The sequence below is a fragment of the Streptomyces sp. NPDC014764 genome (assembly GCF_043082785.1).
Taxonomy (GTDB): domain Bacteria; phylum Actinomycetota; class Actinomycetes; order Streptomycetales; family Streptomycetaceae; genus Streptomyces; species Streptomyces althioticus.
The window spans coordinates 30234-45697 of the sequence record NZ_JBIBXY010000024.1; the positions used below are offsets into that span (position 1 = coordinate 30234).

Sequence of the window (15464 nt, forward strand, 5' to 3'; positions counted from 1 at the left end):
CTCCGTTTCCGCATGCGGAAGTCAACCGCACGGCGTCTGGCACCGGGCGGCCGGGTGTCACCCAAGTGCCCGAGTCACGAAGGCCCGTCCCAGTGGCTGATGTGCTCTCTGGTACGTACGGGGGAGCAGTTTCTGCTCGATCGGTGGCCGGAATCGTACAGCACCGCAGTCACTGGGCGAGGTGATTCCACACGGAGTCGAACCACTGCTGCATGCTGTCCACGAACACGGTTCCGGGGGCGCCGGCATCGGCCGGATCCTTCACATGGTGGGTAAGGGTCGCGCCCAGCCCCAGCACGTCCAGCGCGGTCACCACCTCGCCGGCCGCCAGCTCCAGCTGCCGCTCGATGATCTCGTACATGCCGTGCAGCGCCTCGACCTCGTTGAGCAGGTAGAGCTTGAAGGTCGGCGTGAGCGGAGTGTGCTGAACCTTCACGTCGACGGTGGGGACCAGACCCTCGGTCTGCAGGTCCCTCAGCGCGCCGACGAGCGACGCGGTGTGCGTCTCGGTGATGCGCAGCAGTCGCTCCCGCATCCGGGAGTCGTCCAGATCCCCCTTCACCCGCGGATACGGCAGCGGAAGTGACGGGTCCGGAAGGAGCATACGGAGCGTGATGCGCTCGGGCGAGATGAAGCCACCGCGGATGCGCTCCGACTGGAGCCGGATGTGGGCGTCGAGGGACTCCGACGTCAGGGTGTAGACGTCGAGCGTGACCTCCGGCTGCTCGAAAGCCTCGCTTATGAAGGGCGCCAGCGTCACCTGGCCGCGGAGGCGGGTCGCCTTGGCCGTCGACGACTGTATGCGCTGGACCTTCATGACCCGCGAGCCGCTGCCCCGCCGGGACTCGATCCACCCCTCGCTCGCCAGCTCCCGCAGCGCCCGCTGCACCGTGTCGCGTGAGACGCCCAGCTCGACGGCGAGAGCGCGCTGCGCCGGCAGGAAGGAGTGCAGCGGATACACGTGCCCGATCCGGGCGCGCAGCTCGTCGGCGACCCGCTGGGCCTCCCGCCCGCCGCCGCCGCTTGACTCGTCACCCCTCCCGGCCACGACCGGAACGTACCGCTTTCGGTCCACCGGCAAACCAACCGTCCACAAGTCACCTATCGGGGCGGGCTGTTGGTTAAGGGATCAACCGGCACGGGCAGACAGCCCTCAGGCCAACCGGTCCAATTGGACCGTGAGTTGGACGCTTCCGGACGGTGCCGGAAAGTGGAGGGGAGATGGTCGGCTCATGTACCGCCTTCAGTTGATCACAGCGCTCGGCGAGCTGCTGATGAGCCTGCTGGCCGAGACGCGGCTGGGCGTGCTCGGCCTCCTCCTGCTCCTTCTCGTAGGCGTGGGCATACGCGCCCGCCGTGAGGGCCTCGCCGTCGGGGCGGCCGTGCTGCTCACCGCGCTGATGATTCAGGCCTGACCCGCCTCCCACACCGCCTTCAGCACCGGTTCCAGCGAGCCCACGATCGTCTCCGCCCCCGCCTCCCGCAGCACCTTGTTCTTCCGCTCGTTGCGGGCGTACCCCAGGAACGGCACCCCCGCCGCGCGCGCCGCGAGGTAGTCGGACGGGGTGTCCCCGATCATCAGAGCCGTCGCCGGAGCCGCGCCCATCGCGTTCAACGCCCGCTGGATGCAGTGCGGATGCGGCTTCAGGTAGCGGAGTTCCTGCGTGCGCCCGTAGATGTGCGGGGCGAAGCACGGCAGCAGGTCACGGGACGTCAGGTACTCCTTCACCACCCGCGGTGAGTTGTTCGTGGTGATGGCCAGGCGGGCGCCCACCGCCGTCCAGGTGCGGACCAGGGGGTCGGCGTACGGCGTCGGCCGGGCGGAGGCCGCGGCCTTCAGCTCCTCCTGGGTGAGACGTTCCTCGAGTTCCGCGACGAGGTCGCTGCCGGGGTGCCGGCGGTCCACCGCGCGCAGGACGACGTGCGGGTCGAGGGACTCGCGCGCGGACTCGTCCAGCAGCCCGTGCAGCCCCCGCCCCTCCAGCCAGTCCACCAGGTCCCGGGCCACCCGCTCGGCGGAGTGGCCGGCGAACAGCCGGCAGACGGGGCCGTCGAAGTCCCACAGCACGACGCGGGCGCCTTCGATCAGGTTCCGCAGGTCGTTCGGTTCCGTCTCGGTCTCGGTTGTCACCGCTTCAGTCTGCTGCGTCTCAGAAGTCACTAGGAGAGTGTCAGGTCCGTCGTGATGGTTTCCCAGAGGGCGTCGAACCACTTCTGGGATTCCTCCACGAACGCCTGGTCCCGCCGTCCGGCCCGCTTGGCGAAGGAGAAGAGGAGGGAGGCGGAGCCGAGGGCGTCGTACATCTCCAGGGTCCGGCTCTCCCACTCCTCCTCGCGGCGGGTCAGCATGTAGTAGCCGATCAGCGCCTCCTCGCCGTTGAGCAGGTACAGCTTCACCGGCGGGGTGAAGGGCAGCGCCCGGAAGGACACGTGCACGTCGATGCCGTGCGTGGCGCGCAGCGCCTGGAGGTTGTGCTGGAGCACACGGGCCTGGGAGTTGCGCTGGGCCAGCCACCGTTCGTGCACCGGGTCCTCGTCGCCCGCGTCGCGGCCCTCGACGGGCACGGGGAAGGCGAGGTTGATCCGCCGGGACGGCAGCATGATGCGGACGTCGATCGCCTCCGGGCGGATACGGCTCTCGTGGATGTGCCGGACCGGCTCGCCGACCGCCAGCATGAAGCTCTCCGCGGTGAGGCACACGGCGTCGATCCGCACGCGGGGCGCGGAGAACGCCTCCGTCAGCCGGGGCGCCAGCCCCACCATCGTCGGCTGGGGCGCCTCCCGGGCCGGGGCGGGCGCGGCGATCCGGGGCGGGCTGCCCTTGCTGACGTTGCTGAGGAGCCCGTCATCCTGCAGGGCGCGCAGGGCCTGGCGGACGGTGCCGCGCTCCACCCCGAACTCCTCGGCCAGCTCGGCCTGCGTGGGCAGCCGGTCGCCCGCCTTCAGCGCACCCCCGCGGATGCGTTCCCGCAGGATGTCGGCGATCTCCTGGGCCGAGAGCCTGCTGCTGCCGTTCACTGACACGTTCTCCTGGGCCACGACCAAACGCTACAACTTTGATCCATCTAAAGGCAGTTGTTTGAAAGTTGTTTATGAGTAGACGCCAAGTGGGGACAACTCTAGTGGAGTTGGTTGCCAACTTGGTGGAGTTGGCGGAAGTTAGCATTCCGCTCTTCGGACACTCACCGCCTCAGGGCCGCCGGCACCGTCGCCCCGTTCCACCGTCGCCACTCGAAGGGGGTACACCATGCCCGTCATCGCCCTGATCTCCGCCGTCGTCGTCGTCACCGTCGAGCAGCTCGTCCAGTGGAGGTACGGCGCGGCCGGCCTCCTCGGCCTGCTGCTGGTCACCGTGGGCATCCACGCGAAGCGGCCGGGCGTCAGCTCCGCCGGAGCGGTGCTGCTGGCGCTGCTCGTGGCCCGTCCCGCGCTGTGACCGGCCCGCCCCGGCCGCCACGGCCGCCGCGGGACCGCGGCCGGCCCCGCCCGACCCCTGTGGGAGACGTCAGTCCGTGAGCTCCAGCTCCGAACTGATCGTCTCCCACAGGGCGTTGAACCACAGGTGGGACTGTTCCACGAAGGTCGTGTCGCGCAGGCCGTCACCCTGCTCGAAGGCGAACAGCATCGACCGTATGCCCTGCGCGTCGTACGTCGGCAGGCTCTCCTGGCCGATCAGCGCCTCGCTGCGGGTCACCGTGTAGTAGGCGAACAGCGCCTCGGCGTTGTTGAGCAGGTACAGCTTCACCGGCGGGGTGAACGGCAGCGCCCGGAAGGTCACGCGCACGTCGATCCCGTGCGTCGCGCGCAGGGCGAGCAGGTTGTGGCGGAGCACCTGCCCCTGGGCGTTGCGCTGGGCCAGCCAGCGCCCGTGCACCGGGTCGTCGTCGCCCTGCCGCCCGCCGACCGGCACCGGGAAGGCCAGGTCGATGCTCCGGCTGGGCAGCAGCACGCGGACGTCGACCTTGGCCGGTTTCAGTCGCCCCGCGTAGATCTGCCGCAACGGCTCGCCGATGGCGAGTGTGAGGGAGACGGCGGTGAGGCAGACGGCGTCGATCTCCACGTGCTCGGCCTCGAAGGCGGAGGCTATCCGGGGTGCGAGCGCCACCGTGGTGGGCTGCGGCGGGGCCGCGGGGCCCGCCGCAGCACGGTCGGCCCGCTCCGCGACCGTCGCGGGCGCCCCTTTTGAGATGTTCGTCAGCAGGTGTTCCGACTGCAGGATACGCAACGCGCCCCGCACGGCCTGCCGCTCCACGCCGAACTCGGCGGCCAGCTGCGCCTGCGTGGGCATGCGCTGACCCGGCCGCAGCACCCCGGACCGGATCCGGGCGCGCAGCTCGTCCGCCACCTCACGATGCGTCCGCTGTGGCCGCTGTGGCTTCTTCCGTCCATTGACGGAGACGTGTTCCGGCTCCACGGCCAAACACTACAACTTCTCGCCATCTTGCGGCAGTTCAACGAAGGGTGGTTATAGGACTCTTCCAAGTGGAGATAACTAAGAACAAGTTGGTCACCAACTCGCCCAACCTGGCAGACCCGCACAGGGGTTGGTTCCACCAGGAGGGCGGTGGGGAGGCCGCCGGACAAAGGGGGACCGCCATGCCGCTCATCGCCGTCGTCGTCGCCGCCCTGGCCATCGGGTTCGAGCAGCTCGTCCAGTGGAAGTACGGCCCGATGGGGATCATCGCCTTCGTCGCCCTCACGGTGGGCATCAAGGCGCGCAACACCATGATCGGCGGCATCGGCGCGGTCATCCTCGTGATGCTGTTCGCCCAGTCCGGCTGACACCACTCCGCACGGACCGCCGGCCGGGCTCCCTTCCGGAGGGGAGCCGGGAGCCCGCCGACGGAGCACCACACCCACAACCACAACTGAACAGCTCGCTACGGATGCACGATCACGCCCGCCCGTCACCGGCGGAAGGAGGAAGCGGCACCGAGGGCGCGGAAGCGTCCGCGCTCAGAAGATGTCCGGGCACCACGGTCGCCTGGACGTACGCAGCAGGGCGTCGGCCTGACGGGCGGCGCCCGCTCGTTCTTCCCGGACCCGGCCCAGCGCCGCGAGCCGCACCGCCGACTCGTCGCCGAGCCACAGCGTCGCCAGATCCGCGACGTCCAGGGCAAGATCAGGGCTCTCCGTCGTCGGCGCGCAGGCCCCGGAGCCGTCCGCCGACGCCTCCAGCCGGTACCGCCCGCCGGCCAGGCCGCCCCCGTCGGCCACCTCCAGCACCAGCGACCCCGCCCCCTCGTACGTCCGCGCCTCCAGCGCCCGTACGACGTCGAGGATGCGCACCCACAGCCAGTCGGCCTGGGTGGTGACGGCAGCGGCACGCGGGTCGGGCAGGAAGTGCGGAAGCAGGTCGTCCGGAGCGCGGTAACCGGTCTTCACGGCGACCACCCAGTCGATCGAGCACAGGTAGCGCCACAGCGCCCGCTCTGCGGCAGGGGTCACCCCGGTCAGCCACTTCACCTGGACCGTGTTCAGCGGCTGCTTGCCGTCGCCCCACTTGTCGTCCGAGGTGTAGGCGGCGATGCCCTCGACCTCGCCGGAGGCCGAACGGTAGATCACGTAGTACGGCTCGTGGAACGTCGCGTGGAAGCGCACGGCGCCCGTGGTGGCCTTCCACCACAGCTCGTCGCGGCTCACGGCACCCGGCTGGGACCGGCGCAGCCGCTCGTACAGCTCGGGGCCGTGCTTGCGGATGTCCTCGGCGTCCACCAGATCGATCCGGCCGCCGTCCTCCGGGCCCGCCCAGCGCGGGTCGAGCCCGGCGCGCGGCACGTCGATCGTCCACTCGGTGGCCCAGGTGGCGGGGCCGAAGCCGTACCTTCCGTAGATCGGGTACTCGGCGGCGATCAGCGTGGCGACGACGTCCCCGCGCTCCTTCGCCGCCGCCAGGTCCTGGGCCATCATCCGCGTCAGCAGGCCGCGCCTGCGGTGGGTCGGGGAGACGGTGACGTTGGTGACCGCGTCGGCCGGGACGGCAGCCCCGCCGACAGCGGTGAGCTCCTGCGCGAAGGAACGGAACGTCGCGACGCAGCGCCCTGCGTCGAAGGCGGCCGTCGAGCGGCCGGGCGTGAACTGCGCCCGGCGCGCGTCGAGGACCTCCTCACTCAGGGCCGGCTGATGCAGGAACCCGATGTTCATGGCCCGCTGCCAGTCGGGGAACTCGGATGCGTCGATGGGGCGTACGTCGATGTCGGCACGGGAGGTCATGGGGTCACGGTAGGTCGGCCTCCCGGCAGGTGTCGACGTGGTTTCGCCGGGACCCGCGCCTCATGCGAGAAGGTCGTCGACCTGCGCCTCCCCCTCCCGGTAGCGCCGGGTGATCTCCGCCCCGCACGCGTCGGCGGTGCGCTGCAGCCGCTGCCGGCGGCGCGACACCTGCTGCTCGTACCCGACCAGCCGGGCCATCGCGGTGTGCAGCTCGCCGTCCGTCCGCGCGCCCAGGTCGGAGAGCTCCACCTCGCCGAGCATCTCGGAGGCCAGCCGCCGGTACTCCTCGCTCCGCGGGGTGCCCAGCGTCAGATGGCGGGCGGAGGAACGGTGGCGCGCGGGGGTGTCCCGCAGGATCTCCGGCAACCGCTCCACGACGGAGGCCTCCCCCTGCGCGACGGCCGCCGGCAGCCCCGCCGGCAGGTCGCGCCGGGCCAGCTCCGCGCGCAGGATGTCGATCCGCCCCTGCAGCAGCCTCCGTACATAGCTGAGATCGGCCTCGTCGCGCTGTGCGTCCCGCCGCATCGTGCGCAGTTCGGCCAGGCTCAGGCCGGTCAGTTCGCCCTCCGCCCCGTCCCCGGGCAGCTCGGGGCTGTCCGTGCGCTGCACGGGCGGCCGGCGGAACTCCCGTTCCCCGGCGCCTCCTTGGGTCAACTCCTGGGCCAACGCGACAGCCGCGGACGACTGCCCGATCCCCGATGTGCTCATATGCCTCAACCGTCCCCTCGACCGGCATGTGCCAGCATGGTGCCACCCCTGGCGGCCGCAATGTGAGCGAGTGGCCCCGATCCGCCCCAGATGGGCGCTAAGGAGTAAAAATAGCCCGACCGGGGTGGGCCGCGGGCCGCCGTCGGGCGTCTGTTCGCGGACCGGCATCATGGGCGTATGCGTGCAGTGGTGCAGAGGGTGGACGGCGCGAGCGTCGTCGTGGACGGCGAGACCGTGGGGGAGATCCGGGGCGAGGGTCTGTGCGTCCTGGTCGGTGTCACCCACGAGGACACCGAGGAGAAGGCGGCGCAGCTCGCCCGCAAGCTGTGGTCGATCCGGATGCTGAAGGACGAGCGGTCCTGCAGCGACGTCAACGCCCCGCTCCTGGTGATCAGCCAGTTCACCCTCTACGGGGACGCCCGCAAGGGCCGCCGTCCCACCTGGAACGCGGCCGCCCCCGGCGACCTCGCCGAGCCGCTGGTCGACGAGGTGGTGGCGCAGCTGCGCGCGCTGGGCGCGACGGTGGCGACGGGCCGGTTCGGCGCGCAGATGCGGGTGTCGCTGACGAACGACGGCCCGTTCACCGTGCTGCTGGAGATGTGAGCCGCACCGGTCGCCCGGCTCGCGCGGGCGTACGGCTCGGGGAGCTCAGGGCTCGACGACGGTCTCCTGCGCGGCGGCCGTGTCCCCGGCCAGCAGCGGGGCGTCCACCGGGACGTTCCGCTTCACCAGGGCGAGGGCGACCGGGCCCAGCTCGTGGTGGCGTACGGAGGTCGTGATGAAGCCGATCTTCCGGCCGTCCGGGCCTCCCTCACCCGCGAGGCGCAGCTCGGTGCCCGGCACGGGCAGGTGCACCTCGCTGCCGTCCAGGTGCAGGAAGACCAGCCGACGCGGCGGCTTGCCCAGGTTCTGCACACGGGCGACGGTCTCCTGGCCGCGGTAGCAGCCCTTCTGCAGATGCACGGCGGAGCCGATCCAGCCCAGCTCGTGCGGGATGGTGCGGTGATCGGTCTCGAAGCCGAGCCGGGGGCGGTGCTGCTCGACGCGCAGCGCCTCGTAGGCCAGGAGTCCGGCGGCGGGGCCCGCCGTGCGCGCGAACTCCTCCAGGTCGCCGCGGCGCAGGAAGAGGTCCCTGCCGTACGGCGTCTCCCGCACCGCCACGCCCTCGGGCACCTCGGCGATGGACCCGGCGGGCAGGTGCACCACCGCGATGTCCTCCGTGCGGTCGGCGACCTCGACCCGGTAGAAGAACTTCATCGACTCCAGGTACGCGACCAGCGCCTCCTGGGTGCCGGGCTCGACGTGCGCCCAGGTCGTCTCGCCGTCGTCGACCAGGTAGAGCGCGTGCTCGATGTGGCCGTTGGCGGACAGGATCAGCGCCTCGGTGGCCTCGTGCGGGGGCAGGTCCTGGACGTGCTGGGTGAGCAGCAGGTGGAGCCAGCCGAGCCGCTCGGCGCCGGAGACGGTGACGACCCCGCGGTGGGACAGGTCGACGAAGCCGGTGCCGTCGGCGAGGGCGCGCTGCTCACGGAACAGGTCGCCGTAGTGGGCGGCCACGCCTTCGTCCACGCCCTCGGCGGGGACGGCGCCGGGCAGGGTCAGCAGGGGGCTTTTCATACGCCTAGCCTACGACTCGGTAGTTGAAGTCTTCAGGGCACAGCCCTGGCACCGGCCGAAGATCGCGAAGTGCTTCAGGTCGGTGTCGAAACCGAAGGTCTCCCTCAGCTTCTCCGTGAACTCCGCGGCCACCTCCACGTCCGCCTCGATCACCTTGGTGCAGTCACGGCAGACCAGGTGCAGGTGGTGGTGGCGGTCGGCGAGGTGGTAGGTCGGTGCGCCGTGCCCGAGGTGGGCGTGACTGACCAGGCCCAGCTCCTCGAGGAGCTCCAGCGTGCGGTACACGGTGGAGATGTTGACCCCCGACGCCGTCTTCCTCACTTCCACGAGGATGTCGTCCGGGGTCGCGTGCTCCAGGGTGTCGACGGCTTCGAGCACGAGCTGGCGCTGGGGCGTCAGCCGGTACCCGCGCTGCCTGAGGTCGCTCTTCCAGTCGGTGCTCACCACACCCACGAGTCTAGGTCCTCCCGTTCGGATCACCCCGGGGCCGGCGGACGAGGCACCGCGCCCCACAGCCGGCCCGGTCCGGACGGGAGGCCCGGGGGCCTGGTCCGCGGAGCCCCCCCCCGGGCCCGGACTGCCTACTTGAAGAACGCGATGCCGTCGTCCGGCATGTCGTCGGGCAGGGCCTTGGCCCAGCGCTCGACCTCCTCCGGCGTGACGACCTTCTTCAGGTGCGCCGACATGTAGGGGCGCAGCTCGACTTCGGGGGTCTGCTTCTCGCCGACCCACATCAGGTCGCTCTTGACGTAGCCGTAGAGCCGCTTGCCCCCGGTGTACGGGCCGGAGGCGGCGGTGCGCGCGACGGCGTCCGTGACCAGGTCGATCTGCGGCTTCTTCTCGGCCATCTCGCCGTACCAGATCTCGACGACGCCGTCGTCGCGGACCATGGTCACCTCGATCTTGCGGTCGGCGTCGATGCGCCAGAAGCCGTGCTCCGACTCCAGCGGGCGGACCTTGTTGCCGTCGCCGTCGAGCACCCAGGTGCGCGAGGAGTATTCCAGGAAGTCCCGCCCGTCGTGGGTGAAGGTGACCTCCTGGCCGAAGTTGCACTTCTCGGCGCCGGGGAAGTCGTGCACGCCCGCACCCGCCCAGTTGCCGAGCAGGAACGCGAGCGGGACGAGGTCCTTGTGCAGGTCGGACGGGATCTCGATCATGAGAGGTACTTCCTGGTCGCGGTCAGCGCTGGCCCTGGAACAGCTTCTTCACGGTCAGTCCGGCGAAGGCGAGGACGCCGACGCAGACCAGGACCAGCAGGATTTCGAAGAAGATGATCACGGGGTGCTCCTTGAGCGGGGTGCGAAGGTGTGCACAGGGCCGGCCCCCAGCTTACGCGGCCGGGTGCGGCCCCCGTCGTGCGAGGTGCCGCACCCGCGCGGCTCAGCCCAGCAGCTGGCTCTGCAGCACGACCGTCTGCCGGAACGGCACCGCGTGCGCGGCCCCCTTCCGCGACTGCAGCACGACGGCGAGCACGTCGCCGGAGACGAGGTACGCCTGCCGGTCGTGCTCGGCGCCGCGCGGCTCCGCCTCGTCGTACACGGTGCGCTGCACACCGGCGACCGTCGCCGCCTCCGGGAACGTCTCGTCGCTCACGACGTTCTCCGTCCCGGTCACCCGGTGGGCGGGGCCGGAGTACGGGAAGAGCACGCCGTGGAACCTGTCGTCCGCCACGGCCGCGGTGTCGAACCGCAGCAGATAGACGCGGGTGCGGGTGCCGTCCTCGGTGGTCCAGCCGCGCGCGGCGATGTGCCGCAGACCCCAGTCGACGAGACGCTGCCGGAACTCGTCCCGGTCCTCCTTCTCCGCGATCTCCTTCAGGAAGGCGTCCGCAGGCAGCCACCCCCGCGTGCCGCGCAGCGCCTTGTTCTCCTTGGCCCCCTTCGGCGCGGGCAGCAGCAGGGCGCGCAGGTCGGCGTGGTGGGTGCCGGCCGGGTTGGACTCGGCCTGCGGGCCCGGGCTGCCGGAGGGCAGCGGCGGCTTCACCAGCAGCGGGTAGTCCCAGCGCCCGTCGGACTCCGTCGCCAGACCGGGCACGTCCGTGCGTTCCATGCGCGTGATCCCGTACGCCGTGCCGGCTCCGGCCACCGCGAACACGACGACGGCGGCGGTCCAGCGCAGGGCGGCGCGGAGCTTCCGGCGGTCCTTGCGCACCGCGGGCGGCCCGGCCGGTTCGGCGGAGACTTCCGGCGGCTCGGCGGGCAGGGCCGCGACGGGGGTCTGCTGCTGCTCGGTCATACGGCCTTCCCCGGTTCCTCGATGCGGTCGAGCTGTTCGCGGACCAGGCCGGCGACGCTCTTGGCGTCGATCGGCGCCACGGCGCTCGCGGTGACGGTGACCAGGACGTCACCGATGTGCGCCGTGCAGAACATCGCCTCGATGTCCCGCTTCCGGTCCTTGGGCGGCAGGAAGCAGGCGGCGTCCTTGTGGCCCTTGATCTTCGGTCCCTTGCGCAGGACGTCCAGGGCGTCGAGGAACTCGGCCTGGGAGCGGGCGATGTCGCGCACGGCCGACCGGTTGTCCATCCGCGAGAGCACGACGCTCGCCGTGTAGATCTCGTCCTGGTAGAGGCTGTCCGCGCCGCTGACGTAGCTGCGCATCGCCATGCCGGTGATGCGGCGTCGGTCGATCGCCTTCTCCAGCCGCTTGCGCTCGGAACGCGGCAGCCCCTGCAGCGCCTCCTTCTGCAGTGCGGTCGCGCGAGCCCCGCTGAGCTGCGCGTCCGCGCCGAACTCGCCCATGTCGGGGCCGCGCATGCGGCCGTCCTCCCCGTAAGGGAGGAGCAGCGAGGCGAGACCCCGCGGCTCGGGTGGCTCCCCGTCCGCCGGAACGGTCCTCGGGAACTGCCACGAGGGCGCGCCGGGATCGCGGTCGGCGTTCGCCACGGTCACGGCGGTGACGCCCGTGCCCGCGGCGACCGCGCAGGTCAGCAGCACCCCCACGGCGACCGCGACGAGACGGCGGCGTGACACGGCGGGGAGGTCCGGCTGTTCCGGACGGACGGACTCTTCGGGGGTCTCGCTCACAGCCGCTCCATCTGCCGCTCGGCCACGTCCATGATCCTCTTCTTGGGGACGGGCTTCGGTCCGGTCACCCACACGCTCATCGCGATGTCCCCGCGCCAGGCGTGCGCCTCGGCGGTGTGCTGGGGGACGAAGCCGGGTTCGGCCTCGGGCTCGGTCATCACGTAGGCCCGGCCGTTACCGGTGCCGGGTATCGCCCAGCTCTTGTTGGGTCGCCCCTCGGCCCAGCCCTGGAAGTCGTCGGTGGCGTCGGTGGCCGCCGTGTACTCCTCCTGACGGAACTGGGTGAGACGGATCTCCACCGTGTATCCGTCGTCCTCCCAGACCGTCATGACCGACCGCCGGAACTCGTCCCGGACGAGGTCGCCGAACACCTCGCCGGGCTGGGTCCAGGTCTCGGCCAGGGCCGTCAGGTCCAGCCAGCGGACGCCGTCCTTCAGCCACTGCGTGTTCTTCGCCCCGCGCGGCTTCTTCAGCAGCAGCTCGCGCAGGTCGCCGTCGGTCCTCACCCGCCGGTCCTGGGAAGCGGGCAGTGGCGCCGGCGCCTCGCCCCGGGCCTGTGCGAGCACCGGCTGCGACAGCGGCGGGAGCGGGGTGGGCTCGCGGCCGGCCTGGACGAGATAGCCGGTGCAGGTCCCGGCGATCAGACCCAGCACCAGGGCGCTCCCGGTCAACCCGGCGGTCCGCCCCCGTCGCCGCCGGCCGGCTTCTTCCTCGGTTCGTTCCAAGACGTCCCCCACAACAAGTGAACGCGCGTTCGGTCCGCGCGCACAGGAGACCCACAGCCGGCGACCGAAGTTGCGGCGATCATGATTACGATTCGGTCATGGCGAAGAAGCTCGTGATCAAGGTGACCGCCGGGGCCGACGCACCCGAGCGCTGTTCCCAGGCGTTCACGGTGGCCGCGGTGGCGGCGGCCAGTGAGGTCGAGGTGTCGCTGTGGCTGACCGGGGAGTCGGCGTGGTTCGCGCTGCCGGGGAGGGCCGCGGAGTTCGAGCTGCCGCACGCCGCTCCGCTGCCGGACCTGCTGGACTCGCTGCTGGCGTCCGGCAGGGTCACGCTGTGCACCCAGTGCGCGGCGCGCCGGGACATCACGGAGAAGGACGTGATCGAGGGCGTGCGGATCGCGGGGGCGCAGGTCTTCGTGCAGGAGGCCATGGCGGACGGCACGCAGGCCCTCGTCTACTGACGGACCTACCGGGGCCCCTTCTTGCCGTCCAGCTCGTCCCACCACTCGTCGGACTGCGGGTCGCCGGTGGGGTCGTCCCACCAGCGGTCGTCGGGGCCGCGCCGGTTGGCGACGACCGCGGCGACCGGCGGGATCACCATGGCGACCACGCACATCGCCACGGCAGCGGGCACCGACCAGAGGCGTACGACGCCCCACGCCAGGACGAACAGCCCGATGCAGCCGCCCATCATGGCGAAGTAGACATGCCGCCTGCGCGCGTACATGTCTCCAGCGTAGGTCCGGACATGCCGAAGGGCCGCGTCCACAGGGACGCGGCCCCTCGTGCGGAGCCTGCTCAGACCGCGATCGCGACCTCGGCCAGGCCGCCCTGCTGGGCGACGACCGTGCGGTCGGCGGTGCCGCCGGGCACCAGGGCGCGGACGGTCCAGGTGCCTTCCGCCGCGTAGAAGCGGAACTGTCCGGTCGCGGAGGTGGGGACCTCCGCGGTGAACTCGCCGGTCGAGTCGAGGAGACGGACGTATCCCGTCACCGGCTCGCCGTCACGGGTCACCTGACCCTGGATGGTGGTCTCACCGGGCTTGATCGTCGAGGCGTCCGGGCCGCCGGCCTTCGCACCGCACATGTCTTACTCCTGAGAGGTCGGTCGGGGAGGGATTACTTGCCGGAGCCGAGCTCGATCGGCACGCCCACGAGGGAGCCGTACTCGGTCCAGGAACCGTCGTAGTTCTTGACGTTCTCCACACCGAGCAGCTCGTGCAGCACGAACCAGGACAGCGCGGAGCGCTCACCGATGCGGCACAGGGCGATGGTGTCCTTGGACAGGTCGATCTCCTCGTCCTCGTAGAGCTTCTTGAGCTCCTCGTCGGACTTGAAGGTGCCGTCGTCGTTGGCGTTCTTCGACCACGGGATGTTGCGGGAGGTCGGCACGTGGCCGGGGCGCTGCGACTGCTCCTGCGGCAGGTGGGCCGGGGCGAGCAGCTTGCCGGCGAACTCGTCGGGCGAGCGCACGTCGACGATGTTCTGCTTGCCGATGGCGTCCACGACCTCGTCGCGGAAGGCGCGGATGGAGGTGTCCTGCGGCTTGGCCTTGTAGTCCGTCTTCGGGCGCTCCGGCACCTCGTCGCCGGGGACCAGCTCGCGGGCGTCGAGCTCCCACTTCTTGCGGCCGCCGTCGAGGAGCTTGACGTTCTCGTGGCCGTACAGCTTGAAGTACCAGTAGGCGTACGAGGCGAACCAGTTGTTGTTGCCGCCGTACAGGACGACCGTGTGGTCGTTGGCGATGCCCTTGTCGGACAGGAGCTTCTCGAAGCCGGCCTGGTCGACGAAGTCACGGCGGACCGGGTCCTGCAGGTCCTGGGTCCAGTCGATCCGGACGGCGTTCTTGATGTGGTTCTTGTCGTAGGCGGACGTGTCCTCGTCCACCTCGACGATCGCGATGGTCGGGTCGTCCAGGTGCTCCTGGAGCCAATCTGCGTCGACCAGGACGTCGCTGCGAGCCATGCTGTTCTCCTCCGGGGCAGTTGCGGGGGGCGTGCGGGTACGGGGGTGCGGGGGTGCGCAGCGCCCAGGCCCGGGCGGCGCACGGGTCCCCTGATCAGGGAACGGAGCGGGAATGCGGACGGAAGACGCGTCCGCTCAGAAGGTGCGACAGAGCATGGCGGCGACACGGCACAGGTCCACTGCCCGCCGCTTCGTGAGATCCGCCTGTCCCCTCGGACGGAGGACGCTCGTCTGACACTGCATGGGGACGATCGTAAGGACGGACGAGGGGCCCTGTCACCGGCATGTCGCATGCTGAGACGAGATCGTCCATCCATCGATACGACGACCGGGATACCCGCCTGCCCGGGCGTCCGCGACCCCGCCCCCGGAGCCGCTCCATCTGCCCAGCGGACGTGACCGTCTCGCCCACCGGACACCGCCCGCCTAGCCGGCCAGGCGTACGTCCTTCCCGGTCACCGTCACGTCCACACCGTCCGCGGCAGCCTGGACCTTCTCCAGGCTGATCCCGCCGGGCAGGCCGTCGATCTTCTGCTCGAAGTCGGTGATCCGCCGCACCCTCGACTCCGCGATCTCCACCCCGCCCAGCACCGGCAGCGCGTCCGCCCGCACCCGCACGGTGTTCCCGTCGACGACGGTCACCGAGCTGAGCACGCTCACCGGCTCGGGCAGCTTCGTGCCGAGCACGGTGGTCTCCAGCGCGACCTTGATCTTCCCGTTGCCCCCGTCGGACAGCGCCACCACCTCGGCGGTGATGCCGGGCGCCACCTTCGTGGGCTCCGCCTTGGCATTCCGCAGCAGCTCGTCGTAGGCGATGGTGGCCGTGCCCGTGGCGCTGTCGGCGACGGCGGAGCCGAAGTCGCCGGAGAACTCGACGCCGCGCAGGTCCGCCCGCAGGTCGGCGATGCGGATGGTCTTGCCGCCCTCGCCGGCGCCCGCCTCGTAGTCCGAGATGCCGACCCGCACCTCGTCGAGCGAGCCGCCGAGCACCTGGGTGAGGAAGGGGAAGCCCTGGATGTCCACGTCCGGGGTGGAGGACAGGCCCTCGGAGGCGCGGACCCGGTCGGCGGCCTCGCCCTCGGCGAAGTGGACGGCGACGCGGTCGACGATCACGAAGATGCCGCCGAGTACGACGGCGATGACGAGCAGTATTCGCAGTGCGCGCATGCGGAGTCCCCCACCTGACGTGTCCCGACGGCCGGCGGCCGCCCTCA

The 15464-nt window shown here is 71.0% G+C and carries 22 protein-coding genes; 5 read left to right on the forward strand and 17 right to left on the reverse strand.

Features of this window, described 5'->3' with window-relative positions; all coding sequences use genetic code 11:
• Positions 1 to 169: 169 nt before the first annotated feature.
• Complete coding sequence (locus ACF1AG_RS32185) at positions 170 to 1048, reverse strand: winged helix-turn-helix domain-containing protein (protein ID WP_387798779.1); 879 nt, start codon at positions 1046 to 1048, stop codon at positions 170 to 172.
• Between the two features lie 184 nt (positions 1049 to 1232).
• Between ACF1AG_RS32185 and ACF1AG_RS32190 the strand changes: the two genes are divergently transcribed.
• Positions 1233 to 1415 (forward strand): hypothetical protein, encoded by a 183-nt coding sequence (locus tag ACF1AG_RS32190; RefSeq protein WP_359599505.1) that lies wholly within the window; start codon positions 1233 to 1235, stop codon positions 1413 to 1415.
• On the opposite strand, the gene ACF1AG_RS32195 is transcribed toward ACF1AG_RS32190, so the two are convergent.
• The gene (locus tag ACF1AG_RS32195) at positions 1406 to 2131 is read right to left on the reverse strand and encodes an HAD-IA family hydrolase (RefSeq protein ID WP_359599504.1); all 726 of its coding nucleotides are present in this window, start codon (positions 2129 to 2131) and stop codon (positions 1406 to 1408) included. The genes ACF1AG_RS32190 and ACF1AG_RS32195 overlap by 10 nt on opposite strands.
• A gap of 29 nt (positions 2132 to 2160) precedes the next feature.
• Entirely contained in the window at positions 2161 to 3045 is an 885-nt protein-coding gene (locus tag ACF1AG_RS32200; RefSeq protein ID WP_359599503.1) for a winged helix-turn-helix domain-containing protein, read from the reverse strand.
• A 202-nt stretch (positions 3046 to 3247) separates the two neighbouring features.
• On the opposite strand from ACF1AG_RS32200, the gene ACF1AG_RS32205 reads away from it, so the two are divergent.
• A complete protein-coding gene (locus ACF1AG_RS32205; RefSeq protein ID WP_190003044.1) occupies positions 3248 to 3436 on the forward strand; it encodes a hypothetical protein in 189 nt (62 codons plus the stop codon).
• Positions 3437 to 3505: 69 nt separating this feature from the next.
• Here the strand turns inward: ACF1AG_RS32205 and ACF1AG_RS32210 are convergent, their stop codons facing one another.
• Entirely contained in the window at positions 3506 to 4420 is a 915-nt protein-coding gene (locus ACF1AG_RS32210; protein WP_359599502.1) for a GntR family transcriptional regulator, read from the reverse strand.
• A 176-nt stretch (positions 4421 to 4596) separates the two neighbouring features.
• Between ACF1AG_RS32210 and ACF1AG_RS32215 the strand changes: the two genes are divergently transcribed.
• Entirely contained in the window at positions 4597 to 4782 is a 186-nt protein-coding gene (locus ACF1AG_RS32215; protein WP_048458968.1) for a hypothetical protein, read from the forward strand.
• A 174-nt stretch (positions 4783 to 4956) separates the two neighbouring features.
• Here ACF1AG_RS32215 and ACF1AG_RS32220 read toward each other — a convergent pair whose 3' ends face one another.
• Positions 4957 to 6213 carry a GNAT family N-acetyltransferase gene (locus ACF1AG_RS32220; protein ID WP_359599500.1) on the reverse strand — a complete coding sequence of 419 codons (1257 nt, stop codon included), beginning with the start codon at positions 6211 to 6213 and terminating at the stop codon, positions 4957 to 4959.
• A gap of 60 nt (positions 6214 to 6273) precedes the next feature.
• Positions 6274 to 6921: an aerial mycelium formation protein gene (locus ACF1AG_RS32225; RefSeq protein ID WP_359599499.1), complete on the reverse strand. Its 648-nt coding sequence runs from the start codon at positions 6919 to 6921 to the stop codon at positions 6274 to 6276.
• Positions 6922 to 7098: 177 nt separating this feature from the next.
• On the opposite strand from ACF1AG_RS32225, the gene dtd reads away from it, so the two are divergent.
• Entirely contained in the window at positions 7099 to 7524 is a 426-nt protein-coding gene (dtd, locus tag ACF1AG_RS32230) for a D-aminoacyl-tRNA deacylase (RefSeq protein WP_359599498.1), read from the forward strand.
• Between the two features lie 45 nt (positions 7525 to 7569).
• Here dtd and ACF1AG_RS32235 read toward each other — a convergent pair whose 3' ends face one another.
• The 6 genes from ACF1AG_RS32235 to ACF1AG_RS32260 all read right to left on the reverse strand — a co-directional run bounded on the left by ACF1AG_RS32235 (position 7570) and on the right by ACF1AG_RS32260 (position 12232).
• Positions 7570 to 8538: a folate-binding protein gene (locus tag ACF1AG_RS32235; RefSeq protein WP_359599496.1), complete on the reverse strand. Its 969-nt coding sequence runs from the start codon at positions 8536 to 8538 to the stop codon at positions 7570 to 7572.
• Positions 8539 to 8547: 9 nt separating this feature from the next.
• Positions 8548 to 8985 (reverse strand): transcriptional repressor, encoded by a 438-nt coding sequence (locus ACF1AG_RS32240; protein WP_359599494.1) that lies wholly within the window; start codon positions 8983 to 8985, stop codon positions 8548 to 8550.
• Positions 8986 to 9119: 134 nt separating this feature from the next.
• A complete protein-coding gene (locus tag ACF1AG_RS32245) occupies positions 9120 to 9695 on the reverse strand; it encodes an FABP family protein (protein ID WP_359599493.1) in 576 nt (191 codons plus the stop codon).
• Positions 9696 to 9918: 223 nt separating this feature from the next.
• Positions 9919 to 10773, reverse strand: coding sequence for a hypothetical protein (locus tag ACF1AG_RS32250; RefSeq protein ID WP_359599492.1), 855 nt, complete (start codon positions 10771 to 10773; stop codon positions 9919 to 9921).
• Positions 10770 to 11561, reverse strand: a complete 792-nt coding sequence (locus tag ACF1AG_RS32255) for a hypothetical protein (RefSeq protein ID WP_359599491.1) — start codon at positions 11559 to 11561, stop codon at positions 10770 to 10772. The genes ACF1AG_RS32250 and ACF1AG_RS32255 overlap by 4 nt, the downstream gene beginning before the upstream one ends.
• Positions 11558 to 12232: a hypothetical protein gene (locus ACF1AG_RS32260; protein WP_359599490.1), complete on the reverse strand. Its 675-nt coding sequence runs from the start codon at positions 12230 to 12232 to the stop codon at positions 11558 to 11560. The genes ACF1AG_RS32255 and ACF1AG_RS32260 overlap by 4 nt, the downstream gene beginning before the upstream one ends.
• Before the next feature lie 152 nt (positions 12233 to 12384).
• On the opposite strand from ACF1AG_RS32260, the gene ACF1AG_RS32265 reads away from it, so the two are divergent.
• The gene (locus ACF1AG_RS32265; RefSeq protein ID WP_359599488.1) at positions 12385 to 12747 is read left to right on the forward strand and encodes a DsrE family protein; all 363 of its coding nucleotides are present in this window, start codon (positions 12385 to 12387) and stop codon (positions 12745 to 12747) included.
• Positions 12748 to 12752: 5 nt separating this feature from the next.
• On the opposite strand, the gene ACF1AG_RS32270 is transcribed toward ACF1AG_RS32265, so the two are convergent.
• The 5 genes from ACF1AG_RS32270 to ACF1AG_RS32290 form a co-directional block, all read right to left on the reverse strand.
• Positions 12753 to 13013, reverse strand: a complete 261-nt coding sequence (locus ACF1AG_RS32270) for a DUF3099 domain-containing protein (RefSeq protein WP_359599487.1) — start codon at positions 13011 to 13013, stop codon at positions 12753 to 12755.
• Between the two features lie 71 nt (positions 13014 to 13084).
• Positions 13085 to 13372, reverse strand: coding sequence for a DUF1416 domain-containing protein (locus ACF1AG_RS32275; RefSeq protein WP_004986406.1), 288 nt, complete (start codon positions 13370 to 13372; stop codon positions 13085 to 13087).
• 32 nt (positions 13373 to 13404) lie between these two features.
• Entirely contained in the window at positions 13405 to 14250 is an 846-nt protein-coding gene (locus ACF1AG_RS32280; RefSeq protein ID WP_359599485.1) for a sulfurtransferase, read from the reverse strand.
• 135 nt (positions 14251 to 14385) lie between these two features.
• Positions 14386 to 14493: a putative leader peptide gene (locus ACF1AG_RS32285; RefSeq protein WP_350328463.1), complete on the reverse strand. Its 108-nt coding sequence runs from the start codon at positions 14491 to 14493 to the stop codon at positions 14386 to 14388.
• A gap of 183 nt (positions 14494 to 14676) precedes the next feature.
• Entirely contained in the window at positions 14677 to 15417 is a 741-nt protein-coding gene (locus ACF1AG_RS32290) for a DUF2993 domain-containing protein (protein ID WP_359599484.1), read from the reverse strand.
• Positions 15418 to 15464: the final 47 nt, after the last annotated feature.